We start from the raw sequence: 24,794 nt of genomic DNA, 5'->3' as shown, positions 1-24,794 counted from the left end.
GCGCGGTGGAGCAGTGCGTGGTTGGTGGCGACGCCCTGCGCGCTGCCGGCATGCGGCACAATCGGGCTCCCTCGGTTGATCTGGCCCGCATGCGCTATCCCGCTTTGGACCTGTTGCGTGGCATCGCCATCGTCTGGGTGATGCTGTTCCATTCGTTCGTGGTCGGCGGGTTGGGTTCGGACTGGGAATGGCTGTCGCGCTACGGCTGGATGGGGGTAGACCTGTTCTTCGTGCTGAGCGGCTTTTTGATCGGCACCCAGGTGCTGACCCCGCTGTCGCGCGTCAAGCCGCTGGACTTCGGCGATTTCTACCTGCGCCGCGCATTCCGCATCCTGCCGGCGTTTTTGGTGGTGTTGGCGATCTACATGGCATGGCCGGGTTTTCGCGAATCGCCCGGGCTGGCGCCATGGTGGATGTTCCTCACCTTCACCTTGAATCTGTTCGTCGATTACGCCGAGCAGGCGGCGTTCTCGCACGCATGGTCGCTCTGTGTGGAAGAGCATTTCTATCTGGTGTTTCCGTTGCTGTCCACGTTGTTGTTGCGGCGTCCATCGGCGGCACGCGTGGGCGCGGTGTGCGTGGCGGTGGTGGTCGCCGGCATCGCGTTGCGCACTAGCGTGTGGCTGCACAACACGGCGCTGGATCAGATCGGCAGCGGCCAGCAGCGCAACTGGTTTGTCGAAGATCTCTATTACCCCACCTGGAACCGGCTGGACGGTTTGCTGGCCGGTGTCGTGCTGGCAATGACGAAGGTCTTCCGCCCCCGCACATGGCAATGGCTGCAGCAGCGCGGCAACACCTGGGCGCTGGCCGGTGTGGCCATGTTGGCACTGGCGATGTGGTTGTTCCGCGAGCGCACCGGTTTGATCGGCAACGCGGTGGGCTGGCCGGTGCTTTCGCTGGGGCTGGCCTTGCTGGTATTGGCAGGCACCGCGACCGACAGCGCACTGGGCCGGCTACGCGTGCCGGGTGCCGCCTGGTTGGCCGCCATTTCCTACAGCGTGTATCTGACCCACAAGGCGATGTTCCATGTGACCCAGGGCTGGCTCGGCGCCACGCTGGACGGCCGTGGTGTCCTGGCCTTTGCAGTGTATGGCGTGGTGGCGCTGGCGGCGGGTGCGCTGCTGCATTACGTGGTGGAACGTCCGTTCCTGCAGCTGCGCGGCGCGTTGCTGCGGCGGCGCGCAGCCGTGCGCCGCGATGCCGAACTTGCGTGATGCGATGGTTGCGGAGAACGGCGAGCGTGCACGGGTGGCGGCGTGGCGGCCGCCGCTGCAGCACCTGGTGTCGGGCAACCGGTCTGCGCAGTTGCTGCGACCATGCAGCGCTGATGTAACGAAAAGCCGCGCAGTACGCGGCTTTTCGATGCTTCGTTCGATGCTCGGTAGGGCTTGCGCGGCGCAGCGGGGGGTGCGGCTGGCGCACTGCACGCTCACCGCCTAAGCCCTTGCTTCGGTGCACGCCTCACTGCGCGTCGCGGGCCACCTGGAACCCCGCAAAAGACTGCGTCACCGGCATGATTTCCAGGCGGTTGATGTTCAAATGCGCCGGCAGGCTGGCGACATAGAAGATCTGTTCGGCGATGTCTTCGGCCGTCATCGGGGTGGCGCCACGGTACAGCGTGTCGGACGCGGCCTGGTTGCCGCCGGTGCGCACCAGGGTGAATTCGGTCTCGGCCATGCCCGGTTCGATCGAGGTCACGCGCACGCCGGTGCCGTGCAGGTCAGAGCGCAGGCCCAGCGAAAACTGCTGCACGAAGGCCTTGGTACCGCCGTAGACGTTGCCGCCGGTGTATGGGTAGGTTGCCGCCACCGAGGCGATATTGATGATGGCGCCGCGGCGCGCAATCAACGCCGGCAGCAGGCGGTGGGTGAGGGTGACCAGGGCGGTGACATTGGTGTCGATCATCTGCTGCCACTGCGCCAGGTCGGCCTGCTGCGCCGGCGCGGTGCCCAGCGCCAGGCCGGCGTTGTTGACCAGTACGTCGATGTCGGCGAAGGCCGGCGGCAGCGCGTCGATCGCATCCGACAAGGCGTGTGCATCGCGCATGTCGAACGCGGCGGTGTGGACCTGCCCGGCCGGCAGATCAGCGGCCAGCGCCTGCAGGCGTTCGGCGCGCCGGCCGGTGGCGATGACCTTCCAGCCGGCTGCAGCGAAGCGGCGCACGGCGGCGCTGCCGAATCCGGAGGTGGCACCAGTGATCAGGACGGTCTTGGACATGGGGAACTCCAGGGGGACAGGGGGCGGGAACCAGATTCAGTGAGCAGGCCGCGGCTTCGCCGTTGCGGCATGCCGCGCACGCAGCCGCTCTTCGGTCAGGGTCTGGCGTGCGACGACCTGGCCACGCCGCAGCTGCAGCACCACGTACGGGGCCGGTGCGTGCGCAGCGCTCGTCGCGGTGGCGGGCAGCGCGACGAGCAATTCGCCATCCACCCAGACGGCGGGCACGGGCGCTGCCTGGCCGGGGAACAGCACATCCAGCGGCAGCGTGGGCGGCGCGTCGTTACAGGCGCCCAGGACCACGCGGTCGAGCACCAGCTGTTGCCCGTCCAGGCGCCAGTGGGCGCGGTAGCCGCGCCAGTTGGCGCTGCAGCTGCCCAGCGCGCTGCCTGCGTGCGCCACAAAACGCTTCCAGGTGGCCGGGTCGTCCAGTGGGCCGGACAAGGGTTCGGCCAGCAACGTCGCCTGCTGACCGTCGATCTGGATCAGGTCGGGAAGTTGATCGGTGGCCTGCGCCGGGCCGGCCCACGCCAGCACGCCCAGCAACACGCCAGCGCTACGTCGCAACACGGGCGTTTACTGCGCCTTGATCGCAATGGCGGACAGGCCACTGCCGGTGAGCTTCTGCTTGGCCTCGGCCAGTTCGCTGGCACTGCCATAGGGCCCCATGCGCACGCGGTAGACCGTCTTGCCGCTGATGTCGGCCGATTCCACGCGTGCGGCCAGGCCCATCATCGCCAGCTTGGCCTTGGTGGATTCGGCATCGCCGGAGGCGCCGAACGAGCCGGCCTGCAGGATGTAGCGGGTGTTGTCGGCGACCGCCGGCGCTGCAGCCGCGGGCGCTGTTGCAGCGGCGGCGGTTGCAGCGGGCTTGGGCGCGGCAGCGGCCGGTGTGGTGAGTGCGGCGGTGCTGGCCGGAGCCGGCGTGGCGGCCGGGCGTGCCGGTGCGGTTTCCGGCAGCGGCTTGGGTGCGCTGGCGGCGGTTTCCTTCAACGGCGTCGGGACGCTGGCCGCCGGTGTGGCGGCTGCCACGCTGGCGCCGGGTGCGGGGGGCACGGGTTTGCCTTCCAGCGCCGCACGCGCACGCGCGGCCTCTTCGGCGCGCGCGCTGGCCGCCAGTTCGGCATCGGACATCTGCACTTCCTTGCCGGGCAGCAAGGTGTAGAAGTCGTACTGGGTCTGCGCATCGCCGGGTTTGGCCTGCGGCTTGGGCGGCTGCGCGCTGGGCTTGGGCAGTTCGGCCGGCGTGTCCACGTCGGCATCGGCCACCGGCTCGGGCTGCGCATCCGGATTGGCACGCGGGCCCACGCGCAGGAAACCGTCGCCGTCCTTCTTGAACAGGTTGGGTGCGGCCAGGAAGATCACTGCCGCAATCGCGGCGCCAGCCACCAGCCACACCCAACCGGGGGTGCCATTGCTGGTGTTGCGCCGGGCCTGACTCTTACCGCGTCGTGCTGCCATCTACCACTTCTCCGAATCGTGTCGTTGCGGGCCCGCTGGCCCGGCTTGCTGTGGCAATGCGCGCCGCTGCGCTGATTGCCCGGTGAGCGCCATCGGCGCCCGAGGTGGCAGGCCGGCGCCTGCCGCAGTGCCACGCGCTGCGCCGCTGCCTGCGCCGGCACCCGGGAGCTGCCGCCTGTCTACATCTTTTCCGGAGCGCTGACGCCGAGCAGTTCCAGGCCATTGGCCAGCACCTGTTGGGTGGCGACCGCCAGGGTGAGCTTGGCGTCGCGCTCGGCGGCATCGTCCACCAGCACCTTGCTGTTGTGATACCACGTGTGGAAGGCGTGCGCCAATTCACGCAGGTATTGCGCGATCTGGTACGGCTCCAGCGCCTGGCCGGCGATTTCCACCACTTCCGGGTAACGCGACAGCTCCAGCATCACCGCCAGCGAGTGTTCGTCGTCCAGGCATGCGAGCTCGGCCAGGCCGTGGGCCTGGTCGTACTTGTAGCCCTTTTCCTGCGCCTGGCGCAGCACGCTGCACACCCGCGCATGCGCGTACTGCACGTAGAACACGGGGTTGTCGTTGCTTTGCGCGCGCGCCAGGTCGATATCGAAGGTCAGCTGCGAATCGGGCTTGCGCGCGATCAGGAACCAGCGCACCGCATCGGCGCTGGTTTCTTCGATCAGGTCGCGCAGGGTGACGTAGCTGCCGGCGCGCTTGGACAGCTTCACTTCCTCGCCGCCGCGCATCACCGTGACCATCTGGTGCAGCACGTATTCCGGCCAGCCTTGCGGGATGCCCAGTTCCATCGCCTGCAGGCCGGCGCGCACGCGCGTCAGCGAGCCGTGGTGGTCGGCGCCCAGTTCGGTGATGGCGCGCTCGTAGCCGCGTTGCCACTTGGTCAGGTGATAGGCCACGTCCGGCACGAAGTAGGTGTAGGTGCCGTCGGACTTGCGCATGACGCGGTCCTTGTCGTCGCCGAAGTCGGTGGACTTCAGCCACAGCGCGCCGCCTTCTTCGTAGGTATGGCCGGAGGCGATCAGCTTCTGCACCGCTTCTTCGACCTTGCCGTCCTTGTACAGCGAGCTTTCCAGGAAGTAGATGTCGAAATCGACCCGGAACGCGGCCAGGTCGTGGTTTTGCTCGTTACGCAGGTACGCCACCGCGAAGCGACGGATCGATTCGAGATCGGCTGGGTCTTTGGTGCCGGTGACCAGATGGCCTTCCAGGTCGACGGTGTCGCCGGCCAGGTAGGCACTGGCCACATCGGCGATGTAGTCGCCGCGGTAGCCGTTTTCCGGCCAGCCGTCGCTGTCGGGGGTGAGCCCCTGCGCGCGTGCCTGGACCGACAGCGCCAGGTTCTCGATCTGCACGCCGGCATCGTTGTAGTAGAACTCGCGCTTGACGTTCCAGCCGTTGGCGTCGAGCACGCGCGCCAGGCTGTCGCCGATCGCCGCGGCGCGGCCGTGGCCGACATGCAGCGGGCCGGTCGGGTTGGCCGAGACGTATTCCACGCCCACCGAACGGCCGTTGCCGGCCAGCCCGCGGCCGTAGTCGTGGCCTTGCTTGATCACATGCGCCACTTCGCGCTGATACGCGGTGGGGGCCAGATGGAAATTGATGAAGCCCGGACCGGCGATATCCACCTTGGCTACGTCGTCGCTGGCCGGCAGCGCGGCAACCAGCGCCTGCGCCAGTGCGCGCGGATTGCTGCGCGCAGCCTTGGCCAGCAGCATCGCGGCATTGGTGGCGAAGTCGCCGTGCTCGCGGGTCTTGGGTCGCTCGACCACAAAATCCGGCGGCAGGGTGTCGGCGGGCAGGGTGCCATTGGCGCGCAAGGCTTCAATGCCTTGGCCGATCAGTGCGCGGAGTAGGGCTTTCACGTGGGATCTGCTTGGAACCAAACCAGCGATTTTACCCGACCGCGCGGCGCAGGGTCCGACCGATGGTTCAGGTCAGCGCACCACTGCTCATTCCAGCCAGCCGCGCTCGGCGAACGACACCGGTCGACCATCGCCGATGACGAAATGGTCCAGCAGGCGGATATCCACCAGCTCCAGGCTGTCCAGCAGCCGCTTGGTGACCGCGCGGTCGGCCTCGGAGGGCTCCGGATTACCCGACGGGTGGTTGTGCCCGACGATCACCGCCGCGGCGTTGTGCAGCAGCGCCCGCCGGACCACTTCGCGCGGGTGGATGTCGGCCCCGTCGATGGTGCCGGTGAACAGTTCCTCGAAGGCGATGGCGCGGTGGCGGTTGTCCAGGAACAGCGCGGCGAACACTTCATAGGCCCGCGCGCGCAGCCGCTGCGAGAAATAGCGGCCCACGCTGGGCGGGTCGCTGAGCGCCTCGCCGCGCTCCAGCGCGCTCATCAGGTGCCGCTGGGCCAGCTCCATCGCGGCGGCAAGCTTGCAGGCCGAGGCCGGGCCCAGCCCGGGCAGGCGCGCCAGCGTCTTGGCCGGGCGGTCCAGCAACAGACGCAGCGGGCCGTGCCGGTGCAGCAGATCGCGCGCGGTCTGCACCGCATCCTGGCCGCGCAGGCCGGAGCCGACGAAGATTGCCAGCAGCTCGGCATCGGACAAGGCAGTGGCCCCGCGCGCCAGAAGTTTCTCGCGCGGGCGTTCGTGGGTGGGCCAGTCGTGTATGTGCATATGGCGAGATTGCCGGTGCTCATCGCCGACGCCCATCAGGCCAAGCAGAGGCATCGGCTAATCTAGTTGTCCTTGTAACCGTAGGACGACCCCGACGTGATCGGCTCCACTCAGGCCCGCCCCCTGGACGGACAGCGTTTGCTGCTGTGCGTCGGCGGAGGCATCGCCGCTTACAAATCGCTCGAACTGGTCCGTCGCCTGCGCGACGCCGGTGCGCAGGTGCAGGTCGCCATGACCGGCGGTGCGCAACAATTCGTCACCCCGCTGAGCTTCCAGGCATTGTCCGGGCAGCCCACCCGCACCACGCTGTGGGACAGCGCCGCCGAGCAGGCGATGGGCCACATCGAACTGGCGCGCTGGGCCGACCGGGTGATCGTTGCCCCGGCGACCGCCGACCTGCTGGCGCGTCTGGCGCATGGTCTGGCCGACGATCTGGTCACTACGCTGTGCCTGGCCACGACCGCGCCGCTGACCGTGGCGCCGGCCATGAACCACCGCATGTGGCTGCATCCGGCCACCCAGGCCAACATCGCCACCCTGCGCGCGCGCGGGGTGGCGGTGGTAGGCCCTGACGACGGCCCGCTGGCCGAGGGCGAATCCGGCCCCGGCCGGCTGGCCGAACCGGCCGCGATCCTTGCGGCGCTGGCCGGCGGCGCGGCGGTCGCCAGCGCAGCCCCGGAGGGCGCCAAGAGCGTCGCCGCGCCCGTGTTCATCCCCAGCAGTGCCCAGCTGGAAGGCCTGCGCATCGTGATCAGCGCCGGCCCCACCTTCGAGGACCTGGACCCGGTGCGCTACGTCGGCAACCGCAGCAGCGGCAAGATGGGCTACGCCCTGGCCGCCGCCGCTGCCAGGCAGGGTGCCGATGTGGTGCTGGTCAGCGGGCCGGTGCACCAGACCACCCCGGAGGGCGTGCAGCGCATCGACGTGCGCTCGGCCGCGCAGATGCGCGACGCAGTGCTGGGTGCATTCCCGGCCGACATCTACATCGGCGCTGCCGCCGTGGCCGACTACACCCCCAAGCGGGTGGTGTCGCAGAAGATCAAGAAGACCGGCGAAACGTTGACCCTGGAGCTGGTACGCACCCCGGACATCCTGTCCGAGGTCGCCGCACAGACCGGGGCGCTGAAACTGGTGGTCGGTTTTGCTGCCGAAACGCACGATGTGGAGCATTACGCCCGTGGCAAGCTGGCGGCCAAGCGGCTGGACCTGATCATCGCCAACCAGGTGGGGATCGAAGGCGGCGGATTCGAAAGCGACAACAACGCAGCCACGGCCTATTGGCAGGGCGGCGAGCGTGTGTTCCCCAGCAGCAGCAAGACCGAGTTGGCAGACCAACTGCTGGCCCTGATCGCGGAGAGATTGCAGGCATGAGCCCCCCAACCCAGTCCTTGCAGGTGAAGTTGCTCGACCCGCGCTTCGGCGATCTATGGCCGCTGCCGGCCTACGCCACCGAATCCAGCGCCGGCATGGACCTGCGCGCCGCGCTGGAGGCGCCGATGACGCTGCAGCCGGGCGATGCGGCGCTGATCCCCAGCGGTATCGCGATCCATCTGGCCGACCCGCAGCTGTGCGCGGTGATCCTGCCGCGCTCGGGGTTGGGCCATCGCCACGGCATCGTGCTCGGCAACGGCACCGGTTTGATCGATGCCGATTACCAGGGGCCGCTGCTGATCAGCACCTGGAATCGCGGCCGAGAGGCCTTCACCATCGAGCCGGGCGACCGCATCGCGCAGCTGGTGATCCTGCCGATCGTGCGTATGGGCTTGCAAGTGGTGGATACTTTCGTCGACAGCGCGCGGGGAGCGGGTGGATTCGGCCACACCGGCGTGCGCTGACAGGGGAAATTACATGAGCAAGGCGAACGAGCGCAGGCAGGGGATGTCCAGCGTGCGTACGAGTGGTCCGGTGTTGGGAGGCATATTGCTGCTGCTGGCTGCCTGGTTCGGCTGGAACAGTTATGCGCAATGGCGCCAGGACGCGGTGGCGCAAGGGCTGGAGCAGGCGCGCGACCGCGCGGTGCAGGACGTGGGCCAGGCCATGGCCACCCAGGCCAGCCAGCTCGACGCGGTGCTCAAGCAGCCGCCGGTCATCGCTGCGTTGGCCGGTGGCGACGCGCTGGCGGCCGCATCGGCCATCCGCGAGCGCTTCAAGGGCGCCGAGGATGTGCAGGTGCTGCCTGGCGACCTTGCCGCGGCCTATGCCAACCCCAAGGATTTCGGTTACGCGCGTCTGAGCCTGCTCGAATCGGCGCAGGTGGCCGACCGGGCGCAGGTCCGGGTGGTACGCGAGGCCAAACAAGTCCGCCTGGGCGTGGCTGCCGCGGTGCGCCTTGGCGGGCAGCCGGCGGTGGCGTATGCGCGGTTGCCGTTACTGCGCCTGACCGGCCCGCTGGATGCAATCGCGGCACCGGACAGCGCCTACCTGGCCGTGCGCCAGGGCAGCTACAACGTGGCCCAGCAGGGCGATATGGCACTGGCCGATGCGGCCGAAACGCTGGCCAGGCCGCTTGGGACCAGCGGCTTGCGCGTGGCTGCGGCGGTGCCGCAAGGCGACAGCGGCCCACTGGGCCTGGGCGCCGTCGGTTGCGCCATCGTGGCGGCATTGCTGCTGATCATTGCGGTACTGCTGGTGCTGGCCAGCCGGGGTCAGGTGGCCTTGCCACGGCGCCGGGTTGCCGACCAATCCGGCGCCGATGAACCCACCTTCAGTCAGAGCCTGCAGCACGACGCCAGCGTTGCCAGCGAGGCACGCGCGCTGGACGCCGAGGCACCGCCGGCACCGCCAGCGCTGGTGCCGGCGGTGCAGGTCGCCACCGAGATGTTCCGTGCCTACGACATCCGCGGCGTGGTTGGTAAGGACCTCAACCCCGGCGTTGCCGCCTTGGTCGGCCAGGCCATCGGCAGCGTGATGCAGGCACAGGGACTGCGCGATGTGGTGGTCGGTCGCGACGGCCGGCTGTCCGGGCCGGAGCTGAGCAACGGCCTGATCGAAGGCCTGCGCCGCGCCGGCTGCAACGTCACCGACATCGGCCTGGCACCGACGCCGGTGGTGTACTTCGGCGCCTACGAGCTGCGTGCCGGCAGCTGCGTGGCGGTCACCGGCAGCCACAATCCGCCGGACTACAACGGTTTCAAGATCGTGATCGGCGGCGAGACCTTGTCCGGCGCCGCCATCGCCGAACTGCACCAGCGCATCAACGAAGGTCGCCTGCATACCGCCGCCACGCCTGGCGAACTGGAACAGCGCGACATCAGCGATGCCTACATCCAGCGTATCGCCGATGACGTCCAGCTCGATCGCCCGATCAAGGTGGTGGTGGACGCCGGCAACGGCGTGGCCGGTGAGATCGCACCGCGCCTGCTGGAAGCGATCGGCGCCGAAGTGGTGCCGTTGTACTGCGACATCGATGGCACCTTCCCCAACCATCACCCTGATCCGAGCGAGCCGCACAACCTCAACGATCTGGTGAAGATGGTGCAGCGTTTCGATGCGGATATCGGCGTGGCGTTCGATGGCGATGCCGATCGCCTGGGCGTGGTGACCAAGGAAGGCGCGATGGTGTTCCCCGACCGCCTGCTGATGCTGTTCGCCGCCGATGTCCTGCAGCGCAACCCTGGCGCATTGGTCATCTACGACGTGAAGTGCACCGGCAAGCTGTCCGACTACGTGTTGCGCAACGGCGGTAGTCCGCTGATGTGGAAGACCGGGCATTCGCTGATCAAATCCAAGATGCGCGAGACCGATGCCGAACTGGCCGGCGAGATGAGCGGCCACTTCTTCTTCAAGGAGCGCTGGTACGGCTTTGACGACGGCATCTACGCCGCCGCACGCCTGCTGGAAATCCTGGCCCAGCGCGAGGAAACCCCTTCCGACGTGCTGGACGCCCTGCCCGAGAGCGTCTCCACGCCGGAGATCAAGGTGCCGGTGGAAGGCGATGCGCATGCGCTGGTGGCGCGCTTTGTCGCGCGTGCGCAGACCGGCGAAGAATCGCCGTTCGAATCGGCGCGGCTGTCGACCATCGACGGGCTGCGCGCGGACTTCATCGACGGCTGGGGGCTGGTACGCGCCTCCAATACAACGCCGATCCTGGTGCTGCGGTTCGAAGCCGACAGCGAGGCCGCATTGCAGCGGATTCGCACGCTGTTCCGCAACGAACTGCAGACGTTGTTGCCGGAGCATCCATTGGCGTTTTGATCGCCGGATGCGCGGACCGTCCGCTGCGTTGCCTGGGCAGGGGCAGCGCAGCTGGGCCGGCGGGCGACGCGGCGGGCCGTTATCCGGCTCGCTTCGGTGTACGCGATCAACCGTGTGTTGCGCCTGTTCCGGTTGGCTCGGCACGATCGCAGTGCGTGGTGATCGACGCGGCGTCGTGACCGTCCGTCAATAGCCAGACTGCGTCCCAGTACGGATACTCGCCCACCTGCTCGGCCAGGCCCGCCCGCAGGGGCAATGCGACCAGCGTGCGCGCGAACTGTCGATGATCGCTTTGCTGCGGGAGCGCCGAGACCTGCATCTGCGGCTGCCACACCGTTCCGCCACGCCCGCGTGCGCGATTGACTGCAGCGGCGGTCCTCAGTCGCGCCGTCTCCGCCAATTGCAGCAACAACGCCTTGCTCGGTGCCTGCAGCAACCCGCACCACGCCTCAGGCAACAGCACCCAGCACAGCAACTGCGCACCTTGCCAATGGCGTGGCAGCGCCAGGCTGGCCGCCGCGGCGCGAGCGCAGCGCCAATCGGCGAATAGCGGCACGCGCTGATGCGTGGGCAGCCGCAGATGCCAATACGTGGCTTCAAGCGTCGGCGTGGACAGGAGGCGATGACGGAGCGCAGTGGACATGGTCACAGGTTGCCCGCGGCGCGAGAGCGGCAACATCGGCGGGCAGTCCATCATCGCGTCGGCCGCGCGCGCAATGGCGTGTCCGAAAAGCGGGCATCAGCGGTCAGCGCTATCGCCACGCCTCCGGCAAGCTGCGCTGCATGGGGTGGATGCCGCAGGTGGCGTCAAGGCGCGTAGGCGCACATCAATCACGCTGCATCGCACCCCAAAACCTTGTCAGTGAGATGCAGTGCAGCCGTATCGCTTGCGTACGCTGAGGCATCGCCAACCACGATGGATCACCGAACATCGGATGCAGCAACGCGCTTTGCAGCGCACCGGGATCATCTCGATCCGCCGCGGATCACCGAGAGCGTTAGATCACCAGCAACCATCCGGACCAGGCAATGCGAATCCCGAATCCCCGCCTCAATGACCGGCCCGGTCGCGTTTCCACCCGCGATGCTTCACATCCAGATACAGGCTGTAAAACGCGGTAAACGCCGGGAACAGGTTCTGCAGCACACCGACCGAATCCTGCTTGGCCGAAAACACGAAATAGCTCAGCGTCATCAGGCTGCCGACCACGCTCATGTACCAGAACAGGCGCGGAATCACCGGCTTGCCGGCGCGCTTGGAGGCAACGAACTGCACCAGCCAGCGGCCACCGAACATCAGTGCGCCGACATAGCCGATCAGCTTCCACCCGGTCACATGGATGCCGGTCCAGTACAGCCAGGTCAGTTGTTGGTCGAGCAAGGACGGGTCCATCAGCGTTCCTGCACCACGGTGCGCTTGCTGCGGGTGATCAGCCAGGCCACGCCGCGCAGGTCGCGGATGCCGACCAGGGCGCGATTGAGATTGTTGTACTTGGACACGCCGGCGGTGCGGTGGCGGTGGTTGACCGGCACGCTCACCGTGCGCCAGCCGGCGCGCTGCATCAACGCCGGCAAATAGCGATGCATGTGGTCGAAGTACGGCAGGTCCAGGAACGCCTCGCGCTCGAACAACTTGATGCCGCAGCCGGTGTCGGGCGTGTTGTCGCGGAGCATGCGCGAGCGGATCGCGTTGGCCCATTTGCTGGCCCAGCGCTTGGAGCCGGAATCCTGGCGGTTGACCCGCCAGCCGGCGAACAGCTTCACCTGCGGCTCGGCCTGGCTGCGCGCGATGAGCAGCTTTGGGATGTCGGCCGGGTCGTTCTGGCCGTCGCCATCGAGCGTGGCGATCCAGCTGGCGCGCGCGGCCTTCACCCCGCTGCGCACCGCCGTGCTCTGGCCGCTCTGGGTCACATGATGCAGCACGCGCAGTTCCGGCGTGGTGCTCTTCAGGTCTTGCAGCACCGCGAGCGTGTCGTCGCGCGAATGGTCGTCGACATACACGATTTCGAAGGCCACCACGCCGCGCAGGGCGCGGACGATTTCGCCCACCAGCGTGGCGACGTTATCGCGCTCGTTGAATACCGGGACGACGACGGACAGCTGAGGTTGGCTCATGGATGCGGGGTAGCCGGATGAAGGCTGAGCGAAAAAGATCGGGCATTGTGCCCTGACTCTCTGAGTCAGGCATGAAGCATGCACGCGTTATGCGCATTGGACCGGTTGGAAGCAGCCTGTAGCGTACGGTGGGAACGTGGCAGGGCTGCGAAGGCGTGGGCCAGCGGGCCGATCACGCGTCCTCTTCCGGTGCATCAGCTGGCACATCGCCATGCATTGCGTGGCTGCCATGCGGTCGTACGCCCGGGCGGCTGCTGGAAGGTAGGCCCTGCATCTGGCTCGCATGGCAGCCTCGGCGCTCCGCGCTCCGTGCGCCCATCGAGCCTTCGCACCTCCCCCCGTAAATCCCGCCAAGCGCTAGGTGCGCTCGCCGAAATACTGCCGGCACCACTCCACGACCTGCGGCAAACCACGCTCGACCGGGGTCGCCGGATCGAACCCGAAGGCCGCCTGCGCACGCTGCGTATCGGCCATGGTGCGGATCATGTCGCCCGGCTGCATCGGCCGGTAGACCTTCTCGGCTGCACGGCCTGCGGCCTGCGCAATCACGTCGATGAAGGTCTCCAGCTCCACCGGCGTGTGGTTGCCCAGGTTGAACACCCGGTGCGGCACCGGCGCGGTGCTGGGCGTGTCCAGCGCGCCCAGCACACCGGCCACGATATCGTCGACGAAAGTGAAATCGCGCTGCATCTTGCCGTGGTTGAACACCTCGATCGGCCGCCCCGCCAGCACCGCACGGCTGAAGATCAGCGGCGCCATGTCCGGCCGGCCCCACGGCCCGTACACCGTGAAAAAGCGCAGCCCGGTCGCGCGCAGGCCATACAGCTGCGCATAGGTGTAGCCCATCAATTCGTTGGCGGCCTTGGTTGCCGCATACAACGAACGCGGTTGGTCCACGCGCTGGTCTTCGGAAAACGGCGGGGTGGCCGAATCGCCGTAGACCGAACTGCTCGAGGCATACACCAGGTGCTGCACACCGCGGTGCCGGCACAGCTCGAGCATGTTGACGAAGCCAACCAGGTTGCTGTCCACGTAGGCGTGGGGGTTTTCCAGCGAATACCGCACGCCCGCCTGCGCAGCCAGATGCACCACGCGGGTCGGCTGGATCTCATCGAACAATGCGGCCAGACCCTCGCGATCGGTCAGGTCCAGCGTGCGGATATCGATGCCGGGGCACAGCGCCGCCACCCGGTCGTGCTTGAGCTGCGGGTCGTAGTAGCTGTTGTAGTTGTCCAGCCCCACCACCGTCTCGCCGCGGGCCGCCAGCGCGCGGCAGGTGTAGGCACCGATGAAACCGGCAGCGCCGGTGACGAGAATGGTCATGGCTGTGATCCTGGGAAATGCTGAAACAAAAGGCTGGCGCTCCGGATGCGCATGCGCGGCGCATTGCAGGCGCCGCTGCGAGCGGGTTCGGCATCTCTATGCTGCCAACGCGCCTGCCGTGCGCAGCGTGCCAGGCGCGATCTGCCGCGGTCGCCGCGCATGCGGCGCTCGAAATCAAGGCTGCAGCGCGCCACGCGTCTTCGTTCACCGCAGCGCGAGCGGCGCTTCGCTGGCAAGCTTGGCCTTGCGCTCGGCGCTGAACTTCCACCACGGCTGCGCCGCCTCGCCGTCCATGAAGCGCACGATCGACAGGAACACATCGATCACGCAGGGGTCGTGCAGCACGCCGGTGCGCAGGCACAGCTGTGCGTGCATGTCGTAGGCATCGCGACCGCGCAGCTGCGCAGGCACGCGGATGCCGATCAGGCGCAGGTCCTTTTCGCAGGCCGGCCCGACGTTGGGCAGGTCGGTCAGCTGCAGCAGATGCTGGCGGTCCACCTTGGCGGGATTCATGGCCGACGAGGATCCTGTTGGATGTGCAAGCGATCAGCTGCGCTGCATGCGCAGGCGTTCGAGCACGCCGTCCAGCGTGTCCAGATCGGTGTAATGGATCACCAGCTTGCCCTTGCCGCCGCGGCCATGATTGAACACCACCTTGGTGCCCAGCGACTCGGACAGTTCGGTTTCCAGCGAGGCGATATCGGCCTGTGGGGCCACCGGCGCCGGCTTGCCCTTGCGCAGCGAGCCGGGCACCTTGCCGGCGGCAAACTGCTGCGCGCGGTGTTCGACCTCGCGCACCGACCAGCCCTGGTCGGCCGCTTCCTGCGCCAGCTTGCTGGCCAGCTCCGGCGCCAGGGTGAGCAGCGCGCGCGCGTGGCCCATTTCCAGCCGGCGGGTTTCCAGCAACACGCGAATGGCCACCGGCAATTCCAGCAACCGCAGCAGATTGGAGACCGACGCACGCGAGCGTCCCACCGCGCCGGCGGCCTCGGCATGGGTCAGCGAAAATTCGTCGATCAGCCGCTGCAACGCCTGCGCTTCTTCCAGCGGGTTGAGGTCTTCGCGCTGGATGTTTTCGATCAGCGCCATCGCGATGACGGTGCGGTCGTCCAGCTCGCGCACCACCACCGGCACTTCGGTCAGCCCAGCCAGCTGCGAAGCGCGCCAGCGGCGTTCGCCGGCCACGATCTCGAACTGCCCCGGCGCCAGCTCGCGCGCCACGATGGGCTGGATCACGCCTTGCGCCTTGATCGACTCGGCCAGCTCGGCCAGCTTGACCTCGTCCATCTCCCGGCGCGGCTGATACTTGCCCGGCTGCAGCTGGGTCACCGCCAAGGTGCGCAGGGTATCGCCGGGCTGCAAGGCCTGTTCGTCGGCACCGGCCGGTGCGGCGGCGGCGGCCGCGCCCTTGGGCCCCAGCAGCGCTTCCAGGCCACGGCCCAGGCCACGCTTCTTTGCCAGCGGCGGCTTGCTCATCAGACGGTCTCCACGGGCCGGACGGCCTTGTTGCGGTCGTTCTGGCGGCGCACGATCTCACCGGCCAGGCCCAGGTAGGCCACCCCGCCGCGCGAGGTGCGGTCGTAACCGACGATGCTCTGGCCATGGCTGGGCGCCTCGGCCAGGCGCACGTTGCGCGGCACGATGGTGCGAAACACCTTGTCGCCGAAATGCTCGGTCAGCTCGGCCGATACCGCATTGGCCAGGTTGTTGCGGATGTCGAACATGGTGCGCAGCACGCCTTCGATTTCCAGCGTCGGGTTGAGGTTGGCGCGCAACGCTTCGATGGTTTCCAGCAGCGCGGTCAGCCCTTCCAGCGCGTAGTACTCGCACTGCATCGGCACGATGATCGAATCGGCCGCGGTCAGCGCATTGAGCGTGAGCAGCGACAATGCCGGCGGGCAATCGATCAGGATGAAGTCGTACTCGTCGCGGATCGGCGCCAGGGCGCGCTTGAGCCGCTGTTCGCGTTCGCCCTGGTCCATCAGCTGGATCTCGGCAGCGGTCAGGTCGATGTTGCCTGGCAGCAGGTCGAAGCCTTCCGGCGCGGTCACCCGGATCTGCGCGGCGGTGTTTTCGCCCAGCAACAGGTCGCAGGTGGAGGCGGCCACATCGCGCTTGTCGATGCCGCTGCCCATGGTGGCGTTGCCCTGCGAGTCCAGATCCACCAGCAACACACGCTTGGGCGCGCGCGCCAGGCCGGCCGCCAGATTGACCGCGGTCGTGGTCTTGCCGACGCCGCCTTTCTGGTTGGCAATGGCGATGATCCGGGCCATGCGGGAGAGCCTCGTGGGCAAAGAGTAAGACCGGCCATTATGCGGGCAGGGCGTCGGATCGGGAAATGCCGCCCGCGGCGGTGCGCCGCACGGCCGGAATGACGCAGGCGCCGGTCAGCCGGCGGGCGGGGTGCCGGCGGGTGGCTCCTTCATGGCCCGGTAGCGCTGCAGGATGTCGGCGATCTCGCCATCCAGCGCCACCCGTTGCTGCTCGAAGCTGATCTGCAGACGCAACTGCGCCATCAGATCGCGATGGCGCTGCTGGATGTCGCCGGCCAGCTTGTCAGCCACTGCCTGGCCGGCCAGCTCGCGGTCGCCGGCGCTGCGCAGCAGGCTGGCCAACCCCTCGCGCAGGCTGGTCACGTTGAAGCGCGCGGTATGGATGTTGTTGTCCACGATGGCGATGCGCTCCTTGAACACCCGGCGCAGGTCGTCCTCGCTCTGATAGGACATCAGCATCGCCTGGTCGGTGCGCTGGCGCATCTGCTCGGCGGCCAGATCGGCCTGGCGTTGCTGCTCGCTGGCCGCAGCGGCAGCGCGCTCGTCGCTGCTCATGGCGCGCTGCACCTCGGCGCTGCGCATCCCGCTCTTGACGTTGAATTCGTCGCGCGCCTGGTTCACCGCCTCCGGGGGCAGCGTATCGCTGCACACGCGGGCGCCGTTCTGGTTCCAGCAATACAGCTTCTTGCCGGCCGGCTTGTCTTGCGCGCCGGCCGGCGCCGCCATGACCAAGGTCGCAGCGACAGCCGCCGCAACGGCGAACAATGCCGAACGTGTATGTATTGGCATCATCGCAGCCCCCTGTCGCCTGCCGTCAGCCTGTGGTGTCGGTCCCGTAGCGGCCACGATAGGCCAGCAGCGGTTCCTGGAAGCCCACAAGGTCGGCGTTTCCTGCCGCAAAAGCAAGCAGGTCGCCCAGGTTGGCCACCGCGATCACCGGTATGCCGGCCTCGGCCGCCACCGCCTGGGCGGCGGAACGGCGGTCCTGATCGGACGCGATCTCCTGCCGGTCCAGCGCCACCACGATTCCCGACGGCATGCCGCCGGCGGCGCGGATGATGGCCAGCGCCTCGCGGATCGCGGTGCCGGCGGTGATCACGTCATCGACGATCAATACCTTACGGCCGGCCAGCGGCGCGCCGATCAGGGTGCCGCCTTCGCCATGGTCCTTGGCTTCCTTGCGGTTGAACGCCAGCGGCAAGTCGCGTCCGCGCCCCGCGTAGGCGCAGGCCAGCGCGGTTGCCAACGGAATGCCCTTGTAGGCCGGCCCGAACAACAGGTCGAAGTCCAGCCCGGCCGCATCGATCGCATCGGCATAGCACTGCGCCAACTGCGCGGTCTTGGCTCCCGAATCGAAGCGCCCGGCATTGAAGAAGTACGGGCTGAGCCGCCCGGACTTGAGCGTGAACTCGCCAAAGCGCAGGGCATCGGCGTCCAGGGCCAGCTGCAGGAAACGGGTGCGGTGGTCGGTCATGTGACGAGATTGGGGAGTAGGGATTCGGGATTGGAAAGCATAGCCGGTCGCGCCTTGCGGCATCCGCTGATGCGGTACGCTTTCACGAATCTCCAATCCCCATTCCCGAATCCCGGCTCTTCATCCATGCGCATCATCAGTTTCAACGCCAACGGCCTGCGCTCGGCCGCCAGCAAGGGTTTCTTCGCGTGGTTCGCCGCCCAGGACGCCGACGTGCTGTGCGTGCAGGAAACCAAGGCCCAGGAGCATCAGCTGGCCGGGCCAGACTTCCTGCCCACCGGCTACAAGGCCTGGTTTCGCGACGCCAGCACCAAGAAGGGCTATAGCGGCGTGGCGATCTACAGCCGGCACGAGCCCGACGAGGTGCGCACCGCGCTGGGCTGGCCGGAGTTCGACGAAGAGGGGCGCTATATCGAAGCGCGCTTCGGCAACCTCAGCGTGGTGTCCTTCTACATCCCCTCCGGTTCCTCGGGCGAGTTGCGCCAGGACTACAAGTTCCAGGTGATGCAATGGCTACGGCCGATCCTGGAGCAGTGGCTGGCCAGTGGCCGCCAGTACGTGCTGTGCGGCGACTGGAACATCGTGCGCACGGCGCTGGACATCAAGAACTGGAAATCCAACCAGAAGAACTCCGGCTGCCTGCCGCCCGAGCGCGATTGGCTCAACGGCCTGTGCGCCGACGCGCCAGAAGACGCCAACCCCGCCGAAGGCCGCGGCTGGGTCGACAGCTACCGCGTACTGCATCCGCAGGGCCAGGACTACACCTGGTGGAGCAACCGTGGCGCGGCGCGCGCCAACAATGTCGGTTGGCGCATCGACTACCAACTGGTCACCCCCGGCCTGCGCGACACCTTGAAGGCCTGCTCGATCTACCGCGAAGAGCGCTTCTCCGACCACGCGCCGTACATCGTGGATTACGCGCAGTGAGGCAGGCCAAGGCTATGGTTTCGGTCATAGCGCGCCGGCATGTTGCAGAACGGGGCCAAGACTTCGCCGGCAACATCGCCATCCGGCGGCAGCTCGGCCACTGCAGCACGCGCGGCGGCTCTCATTGGCCCTTACGCAGTCGGCCGATGCCTTTCGCAACGTTCTGCTTCGGCACGGGAGTGCGTCGTTACGGTCCTGCACAGACCGCTCAAGACAGGACGCGTGACGCCATGACGGCCCTCCGCGGCGGGCTGCATGCAGCGGTGCCGTGGGCCGCGCCGGCCACGACCACTGGCGTTCGTGCTCGCCGGAGTGACGCATGACCACGTCTGCACCGGGCTATAAGGGCTGGCGTGGTATCCAGCGCGCCTTCGCCACGCCATCGGCGGCGACCATGGCACTGCTGGGCTTCGGCAGCGGCTTGCCGTTCCTGCTGATCGCCTCGCAGACCTTGTCGACCCGCTTGCGCGATGTGGGGCTGGACCTGGGCAGCATCGGCTTGATCAGCCTGGCCAGCTTCTTCTATCTGCTCAAGTTCCTGTGGGCGCCGCTGATCGACCGCTATGCGTTTCCGCTCACCGCGTTTCTGGGGCGCCGTCGCTCCTGGCTGCTGGTGGCGCAGATCGGCGTCACCATCGGCCTGTTCGCGCTGGCATTTTCGCGCCCGGACCTGAGCGTTACGGGATTGGTGGGCTGGGTGTTGTTCGCCTCGTTCTGGGGCGCGACCCAGGACTCGGTGGTGGATGCCTACCGCATCGAAATCGCTCCGGATGCCGCGCAGGCCGCGTTGGCGGCGACCTACACGCTGGGCTACCGCATCGGCCTGATCCTGGGCGGTGCCGGTGCGTTGTACATGGCCCAATACCTCGGCTGGACGTGGGCGTACGTCGGCATGGCCGCACTGATGCTGGTGCCTATCGTCACCACCTTGCTATGCCGCGAGCCCGACCGGCCCGAGGCGACGGTCGTGCGCCGCGTGGACGTCGCCGGTGCGTTCTGGCAACCGATTTCCAGCTTCTTTTCCAGCAATGGGCTGGCGCTGGGCATCGTGCTGCTGCTGTTCGTGGGCCTGTACAAGTTTCCCGACCAGGTGATCGGCGTCATGGCCGGTCCGTTCTATCTGGATTCGGGCTTCACCAAGGCCGATATCGCCACCGTCTCCAAGCTGTTCGGCGTCTGGATGGGCATTGTCGGCGCCTTCGCTGGCGGCGCGGCAATTGCCGCGTTCGGGTTCCGGCGCATGTTGCTGGTGGCCGCGCTGGGGGTGGCCTTGTCCAACCTGGCGTTCCTGCTGATGGCGCACAACCCCGGCAAGCTGTGGGCGTTCTATGCCGCGCTCAGTGCCGATAATCTCTTCCAGGGGTTCGCCGCCACGGTGCTGGTGGCTTTCATGTCCTCGCTGACCGACCGCAACTTCACCGCAACCCAGTATGCGTTGCTGGTCTCGCTGGCCAACCTGCCGGGCAAGTTTGCCGGTGGCGTGTCCGGGTTCGTCGTCCAGGCGACCTCCTACAGCACCTTCTTCATCCTCAGCGCCCTGACCGTCATTCCCACGTTAATGCTGCTGGCCTGGCTATGGCCGCGGCTATTGGCGCACGACAGGCGGCCGGATTGAAACGTCCGCCAAGGTTGCCGATGATGCGCGCGGAGCAGCGCATTGCACGAGGCAGGGCATGACCGATCTGGTATTGCGTGACATCGACCCGGTGCTGGTGGACCGTATTCGCCGCATTTCCGTCGCACGGGGCTGGACCCAGCACCAGACCGTCATGCATCTGCTCGAACAAGGCCTGTTCGCCAGCGAATACGAAGTCACCGGCGGCCTGCAGCACCCGGAGGTCGATGCCCTGGCCGAGGCGATTGCCGCGCTCAAGGCGCTGCCGGCGGGAAATAATCCCTAGCGCTGCCGCAGCTTCATCCCGGCCAGCACAGGCCAACGGGCTCACGCCGGATAGATCGCCCCCAACAGCCGAGGTCCGGCGGCCCCGGTCACCGCGGGCAGGTTGGCCGCGCGTCCGGCCAGCAGCTCGGCCGCCAGCCAGGCAAAGCCCATCGCCTCCAGGTAATCCGGGTCCAGTCCGTATCGCGCGCTGGATTCCACCACCATGCCCGGCAGCCGCGCCGCCAGTCGCGCCAACAGCACCGGGTTGCGCACGCCGCCGCCGCAGACCAGGACCCGTCGCGTGGTTGGCTGCAGCCGCAACAAGGCATCGGCCACGCTGGCAGCGGTGAGTTCGAGCAAGGTCGCCTGCACATCGGCAGCATCCAACCGCGCGCTGCCCATCGCCTGCACGGCCCAGTCCAGATGGAATTGCTCGCGGCCGGTACTCTTGGGCGGCGGCAACGCAAACCACGGATCGGCCAACAGCGCCTGCAGCAAAACCGCATCCACGCGCCCACTGGCGGCAAACGCACCCTCGGCATCGAACGGCGTGCCGTGATGGCGTTGGCACCAGCTGTCCAGCAACGCATTGGCCGGGCCGGTATCGAATCCCAGCACCGCGCCGTCGCGCGGAATCAAGGTCAGGTTGCCGATGCCGCCCAGATTGAGCACCGCGCGGTCTTCATCGCCTGCGCCCAGCATGGCCAGATGGAAGGCCGGCATCAGTGGCGCGCCTTGGCCACCGGCGGCCACATCGCGGCGGCGGAAATCGGCCACCGTGGTAATGCCGGTGTGCTCTGCAATCCGGCTGGCATCGCCGATCTGCCAGGTGAACGCTGGATTGGCGTTGGGCCGGTGGCGGATGGTCTGCCCATGCGAGCCGATCGCACGAATCTGCCGGCGCTCCACGCCACTGTCGCCGATCAATCGATTGGCCGCCGCCGCGAATGCCAGCCCCACCTGCGCGTCCAGCTGGCCCAGCGCATCGATGGCCACCGTCTCGGCGCCCTGGCCGAGCGCCACCAAGGTCTCGCGCAGTTGCGGCTCCCACGCCACCGTCGTCCCGGCCACCAATTCGCAGCGGCGGTGGGTGGCATCAGCAAAGCGCACCAGCGCGGCATCGATGCCATCGGCGCTGGTTCCCGACATCAGGCCCAGATACAAGGGGGAGTCAACGTGTTCCAAGACAGACATGCCGAAGCCAGAAAGACACGGCCGGCCAGCTTGTGCAGCCGGGCCGGGTCCGTCAACCGGTCTTACCCCGGTGGCAGCCGTGCAGTGGGCGCGTCATCGTCGGGCCACGTGCTGCAATCGCTGCCGCGAGAATGACCCACGCCTCGAGATTCCCCGCCCACTTCAGGCATCGTCAAGGTCTGCAGTCGCCTCAGAAGCTGTCGGTCGACAGCCAAGACCAGGTGCCGCATGGGGACATCGCAGCGTTCAGCACCTGCAGTGCACCGCAACCCGTAGCTGCACGGCAACTACCAGGCGACACGGCTGGAGGCAGCGCCGAACCCGCCCGCCACCCACCTGCGCAGCCGCAACGCAGCTGAGGCAGTGACCAGCCGCAGGCCTCAACTGCGCGACTTGCCCTTGGCCGGCTTGCCGGCGTCGGCGTAGATCAGCTTCTCCATGCCCTCGATACGGGCCATGGCCGGCGCCGTCTGCGCGCGGAACGCCGCCAGTTCGGCGCCCTGCAGCGGCTCCGGCGGCGGCATCGTCACCGACATCGGGTTGCGCTGCTGCCCGCCCACGCGGAATTCGTAATGCAGATGCGGGCCGGTCGCCAGGCCGGTCATGCCGACATAGCCGATCACCGTGCCCTGGTTGATGCGTTGCCCGGCCTTGATCTTGCCAAAGCGCGACATGTGCCCGTACAGCGTGCTGTAGTTCTTGCCGTGATCCAGGATCACCACGTTGCCGTAACCGCGCTGGGTCCCGACAAACACCACCCGCGCATCGCCGGCTGCCATGATCGGCGTGCCCGAGGCGGCCGCATAGTCCACACCCTTGTGCATGCGCATGGTGCCCAGCACCGGATGCTTGCGCGCACCGAAGGTGGAGCTGATCCGGCTATAGGCCACCGGCATGCGGATGAAGCTCTTCTTGAGCGGGCGCCCAGTGATGTCGAAGTACTCGGCCGGTTTGCCGGCGCGCTCGAAGCGGAACCCCGTATAGGTCTTGCCGCCAGTGGTGAACGTCGCCGCCAGGATGTCGCCGGTGCTGATCCGCTCGCCTTCGCGCCAGGTCTCATCCATGACCACGCTGAACCGGTCGCCGGGCTGCAGATCCTTGTCGAAGTCGATGTCGTACTTGAAGATCTCGTCGGTCATGATCGCCACCGCCGCCGGCGACAGTCCGGATTTGCCGGCCGAGGCATACAACGAACTGCTGATCTCCCCGCTGGCCACTACCGTGCGCGTGGTCGTCGCCCGCTCGGTCACGTTCTCGCGCACGGCGTCACCCAGCAGGCGCAGTTCCACCCGATGACTGTCGTCGCGATCAAAACGCAGTGCGCGCAGCTGCCCCGGCGTCGGCATGTCGAAGGCGATCTCGGTACCCGGACGCAGCTTGGTCAGCGCCTCCTTGGTCCCCGGGTGCGCCAATACCTGGTACATCACCGTGGTCGGGATCCCCAGCTCGCTGAACAAGGTACTCAGGGTCTGGCCCGGCTTGACCTGCAGAATTTCCCAATCGGTGCTCGGTGCCAGCTGCTTGCGGCTGGGAACCAGCGGCGGCAATGGCAATGCCAGCGTGGAATGGCTGGAAAGCGGTGCGTCGATGGCGTTGGAAAAACCCGGCACGATCGTGGCGACCAGCGCACCGATGGTGGCGAACAGGCTGGCGTGAATCCAGTGACGGCGGGTCCAGCGGTCATTGAATGCCGCCGGCAGATGCGCCTTGAGCTTGCGATGCAGTGCAGTATCGTGGAGGACGTGGAGGCGTTCGTGAAAGCGCCGCTTGCGTGCACGGCCCTGCTCTGAGTTCTGCATCGTTCAAATTCCTCGCTGGCTCGAAGTGCGAGCCCAATCGCCGGTACCATAGACAGCCTGTAACAGCGCGTCAAACCATTGAGCCTGTTCATTATTTTCACTTGGCGCGGAATTAACCCGCGTTTAACATCATTCACGTTTTTGACGGCAAGCGCCGCTGGAGTCTGTGGTTGGCCACTATCGAAGAATCCCTCGCACTCATCGGCCGTGGTGCCGAAGAGATCCTCAAGCTCGATCAGCTGCAGGCGCGGCTCGCCACCGGTAAGCCGCTGCGGGTGAAGGCCGGCTTCGATCCCACCGCGCCGGATCTGCATCTGGGCCATACCGTGCTGCTCAACAAGATGCGGCAGTTCCAGCAGCTTGGCCATCAGGTGATCTTCCTGATTGGCGACTTCACCGGAATGATCGGCGACCCGAGCGGCAAGAACGCCACCCGCAAGCCGCTCAGCCGCGAGGATGTGCTGGCCAACGCACGGACCTACGAAGAGCAGGTCTTCAAGATCCTGGACCGCGAACGCACCGAGGTGCGCTTCAACTCCGAATGGTTCGGCCAGATGAGCGCGGCCGACATGATCAAGCTCTCTGCCCAGCACACCGTCGCGCGCATGCTCGAACGCGACGATTTCGCCAAGCGCTTCGGCAGCCAGCAGCCGATCGCCATCCACGAATTCCTCTACCCGTTGGTGCAAGGCTACGATTCGGTCGCCCTGAAGGCGGACGTCGAGCTGGGCGGCACCGATCAGAAGTTCAACCTGTTGATGGGGCGCGGCTTGCAGGAGCATTACGGTCAGGCGCCGCAAATCGTGCTGACCATGCCGCTGCTGGAAGGCCTGGACGGCGTAGCCAAGATGTCCAAGTCGTTGGGCAACTACATCGGCATCAACGAGCCGGCCATCGACATCGTCACCAAGACGATGAAGATCGGCGACGAGCTGACCTGGCGCTGGATCGACTTGCTGTCCTTCGATATCAGCCTGGCCGAAGCGGCGCGCCTGAAAGAGCAGGTCGCTGCGGGAGAGCTGCATCCGCGCGAGGTCAAATTGCGCCTGGCACGCGAGCTGGCCACCCGGTTTCACGATGCCGCAACCGCAGAGCAGGCCATTGCCGGCTGGCACGCGGTGGTAACGGGGCAGGGCGACACCAGCCTGCTATCGCTGCAGGAAGTGGTGGTTCCCGATGAGGGCCTGCGCCTTGCCGGGCTCCTGACCGCCGCCGGCCTGACGCCCAGCAACTCCGAAGCCACCCGCAAGCTCAAGGAACGCGCGGTCAGGATCGACGGCGAAGTAGTGGAGGATCCCA

General features: G+C 67.2%; 24 protein-coding genes (1 of these 24 cut by a window edge). 8 read left to right on the top strand and 16 right to left on the bottom strand.

From position 1 onward, the window contains the following. Positions 1–89: 89 nt before the first annotated feature. Positions 90–1,217, top strand: coding sequence for an acyltransferase family protein (locus ACCQ15_RS19475; protein ID WP_372380954.1), 1,128 nt, complete (start codon positions 90–92; stop codon positions 1,215–1,217). A 247-nt stretch (positions 1,218–1,464) separates the two neighbouring features. Here ACCQ15_RS19475 and ACCQ15_RS19470 read toward each other — a convergent pair whose 3' ends face one another. From ACCQ15_RS19470 to radC, 5 genes are all read right to left on the bottom strand, one after another. Further along, positions 1,465–2,220, bottom strand: coding sequence for an SDR family NAD(P)-dependent oxidoreductase (locus ACCQ15_RS19470; RefSeq protein WP_008572040.1), 756 nt, complete (start codon positions 2,218–2,220; stop codon positions 1,465–1,467). Between the two features lie 36 nt (positions 2,221–2,256). Continuing rightward, entirely contained in the window at positions 2,257–2,790 is a 534-nt protein-coding gene (locus ACCQ15_RS19465) for a hypothetical protein (protein ID WP_011348860.1), read from the bottom strand. 6 nt (positions 2,791–2,796) lie between these two features. Continuing rightward, positions 2,797–3,681: an SPOR domain-containing protein gene (locus ACCQ15_RS19460; protein WP_011348859.1), complete on the bottom strand. Its 885-nt coding sequence runs from the start codon at positions 3,679–3,681 to the stop codon at positions 2,797–2,799. 179 nt (positions 3,682–3,860) lie between these two features. After that, positions 3,861–5,549, bottom strand: a complete 1,689-nt coding sequence (argS, locus tag ACCQ15_RS19455; protein ID WP_008576503.1) for an arginine--tRNA ligase — start codon at positions 5,547–5,549, stop codon at positions 3,861–3,863. Positions 5,550–5,636: 87 nt separating this feature from the next. Beyond that, a complete protein-coding gene (gene radC, locus ACCQ15_RS19450; protein ID WP_011348857.1) occupies positions 5,637–6,314 on the bottom strand; it encodes a RadC family protein in 678 nt (225 codons plus the stop codon). A 96-nt stretch (positions 6,315–6,410) separates the two neighbouring features. On the opposite strand from radC, the gene coaBC reads away from it, so the two are divergent. Genes coaBC through ACCQ15_RS19435 form a run of 3 tightly spaced genes read left to right on the top strand, consistent with a single transcriptional unit; the run spans position 6,411 to position 10,508 of the window. Beyond that, the gene (gene coaBC, locus ACCQ15_RS19445) at positions 6,411–7,685 is read left to right on the top strand and encodes a bifunctional phosphopantothenoylcysteine decarboxylase/phosphopantothenate--cysteine ligase CoaBC (protein WP_029820818.1); all 1,275 of its coding nucleotides are present in this window, start codon (positions 6,411–6,413) and stop codon (positions 7,683–7,685) included. Continuing rightward, positions 7,682–8,149 carry a dUTP diphosphatase gene (gene dut, locus ACCQ15_RS19440; protein ID WP_007964142.1) on the top strand — a complete coding sequence of 156 codons (468 nt, stop codon included), beginning with the start codon at positions 7,682–7,684 and terminating at the stop codon, positions 8,147–8,149. Before coaBC ends, dut begins: the two co-directional genes overlap by 4 nt. A 13-nt stretch (positions 8,150–8,162) precedes the next feature. Continuing rightward, a complete protein-coding gene (locus ACCQ15_RS19435; protein ID WP_029820817.1) occupies positions 8,163–10,508 on the top strand; it encodes a phosphomannomutase/phosphoglucomutase in 2,346 nt (781 codons plus the stop codon). Positions 10,509–10,614: 106 nt separating this feature from the next. Here ACCQ15_RS19435 and ACCQ15_RS19430 read toward each other — a convergent pair whose 3' ends face one another. From ACCQ15_RS19430 to pyrE, 9 genes are all read right to left on the bottom strand, one after another. Next, a complete protein-coding gene (locus ACCQ15_RS19430; RefSeq protein WP_372380953.1) occupies positions 10,615–11,187 on the bottom strand; it encodes a hypothetical protein in 573 nt (190 codons plus the stop codon). A 372-nt stretch (positions 11,188–11,559) separates the two neighbouring features. Then, positions 11,560–11,901, bottom strand: coding sequence for a lipid-A-disaccharide synthase N-terminal domain-containing protein (locus ACCQ15_RS19425; RefSeq protein ID WP_008571195.1), 342 nt, complete (start codon positions 11,899–11,901; stop codon positions 11,560–11,562). After that, positions 11,901–12,623, bottom strand: coding sequence for a glycosyltransferase family 2 protein (locus ACCQ15_RS19420; protein WP_008571194.1), 723 nt, complete (start codon positions 12,621–12,623; stop codon positions 11,901–11,903). Before ACCQ15_RS19420 ends, ACCQ15_RS19425 begins: the two co-directional genes overlap by 1 nt. 357 nt (positions 12,624–12,980) lie before the next feature. Next, on the bottom strand, positions 12,981–13,946 hold the full coding sequence (locus ACCQ15_RS19415; protein ID WP_008571193.1) for an SDR family NAD(P)-dependent oxidoreductase: 966 nt from the start codon (positions 13,944–13,946) through the stop codon (positions 12,981–12,983). 204 nt (positions 13,947–14,150) lie between these two features. After that, positions 14,151–14,459 (bottom strand): helix-hairpin-helix domain-containing protein, encoded by a 309-nt coding sequence (locus ACCQ15_RS19410; RefSeq protein WP_008571192.1) that lies wholly within the window; start codon positions 14,457–14,459, stop codon positions 14,151–14,153. A 33-nt stretch (positions 14,460–14,492) separates the two neighbouring features. Continuing rightward, on the bottom strand, positions 14,493–15,422 hold the full coding sequence (locus ACCQ15_RS19405; protein ID WP_029820814.1) for a ParB/RepB/Spo0J family partition protein: 930 nt from the start codon (positions 15,420–15,422) through the stop codon (positions 14,493–14,495). Continuing rightward, entirely contained in the window at positions 15,422–16,219 is a 798-nt protein-coding gene (locus tag ACCQ15_RS19400) for a ParA family protein (RefSeq protein WP_029820813.1), read from the bottom strand. Before ACCQ15_RS19400 ends, ACCQ15_RS19405 begins: the two co-directional genes overlap by 1 nt. 114 nt (positions 16,220–16,333) lie before the next feature. Further along, positions 16,334–16,984 carry a hypothetical protein gene (locus tag ACCQ15_RS19395; protein ID WP_031424609.1) on the bottom strand — a complete coding sequence of 217 codons (651 nt, stop codon included), beginning with the start codon at positions 16,982–16,984 and terminating at the stop codon, positions 16,334–16,336. A gap of 49 nt (positions 16,985–17,033) precedes the next feature. Further along, on the bottom strand, positions 17,034–17,693 hold the full coding sequence (pyrE, locus tag ACCQ15_RS19390; RefSeq protein ID WP_011348851.1) for an orotate phosphoribosyltransferase: 660 nt from the start codon (positions 17,691–17,693) through the stop codon (positions 17,034–17,036). Positions 17,694–17,819: 126 nt separating this feature from the next. Between pyrE and ACCQ15_RS19385 the strand changes: the two genes are divergently transcribed. The 3 genes from ACCQ15_RS19385 to ACCQ15_RS19375 all read left to right on the top strand — a co-directional run bounded on the left by ACCQ15_RS19385 (position 17,820) and on the right by ACCQ15_RS19375 (position 20,521). Next, complete coding sequence (locus ACCQ15_RS19385; RefSeq protein ID WP_014091280.1) at positions 17,820–18,620, top strand: exodeoxyribonuclease III; 801 nt, start codon at positions 17,820–17,822, stop codon at positions 18,618–18,620. A gap of 319 nt (positions 18,621–18,939) precedes the next feature. Further along, positions 18,940–20,235, top strand: a complete 1,296-nt coding sequence (locus ACCQ15_RS19380; RefSeq protein ID WP_011348849.1) for an AmpG family muropeptide MFS transporter — start codon at positions 18,940–18,942, stop codon at positions 20,233–20,235. Positions 20,236–20,293: 58 nt separating this feature from the next. Then, entirely contained in the window at positions 20,294–20,521 is a 228-nt protein-coding gene (locus ACCQ15_RS19375; RefSeq protein WP_003489057.1) for a hypothetical protein, read from the top strand. Between the two features lie 41 nt (positions 20,522–20,562). On the opposite strand, the gene ACCQ15_RS19370 is transcribed toward ACCQ15_RS19375, so the two are convergent. Continuing rightward, the gene (locus ACCQ15_RS19370) at positions 20,563–21,696 is read right to left on the bottom strand and encodes an anhydro-N-acetylmuramic acid kinase (protein ID WP_029820812.1); all 1,134 of its coding nucleotides are present in this window, start codon (positions 21,694–21,696) and stop codon (positions 20,563–20,565) included. A 380-nt stretch (positions 21,697–22,076) separates the two neighbouring features. After that, positions 22,077–23,495 carry a M23 family metallopeptidase gene (locus ACCQ15_RS19365; RefSeq protein WP_071118582.1) on the bottom strand — a complete coding sequence of 473 codons (1,419 nt, stop codon included), beginning with the start codon at positions 23,493–23,495 and terminating at the stop codon, positions 22,077–22,079. A gap of 170 nt (positions 23,496–23,665) precedes the next feature. Here ACCQ15_RS19365 and tyrS point away from each other — a divergent pair, with 170 nt between their 5' ends. Continuing rightward, on the top strand, positions 23,666–24,794 hold the 5' portion of the coding sequence (tyrS, locus tag ACCQ15_RS19360; protein ID WP_122272238.1) for a tyrosine--tRNA ligase. The gene runs 83 nt beyond the window's last position; only the first 1,129 of its 1,212 coding nucleotides appear in the window; the start codon lies at positions 23,666–23,668; its stop codon lies beyond the right edge, outside the window.

This window comes from Xanthomonas sp. NCPPB 1754 (assembly GCF_041475725.2).
GTDB lineage: Bacteria > Pseudomonadota > Gammaproteobacteria > Xanthomonadales > Xanthomonadaceae > Xanthomonas > Xanthomonas euvesicatoria.
This window is presented reverse-complemented; position numbering and strand designations above follow the sequence as displayed.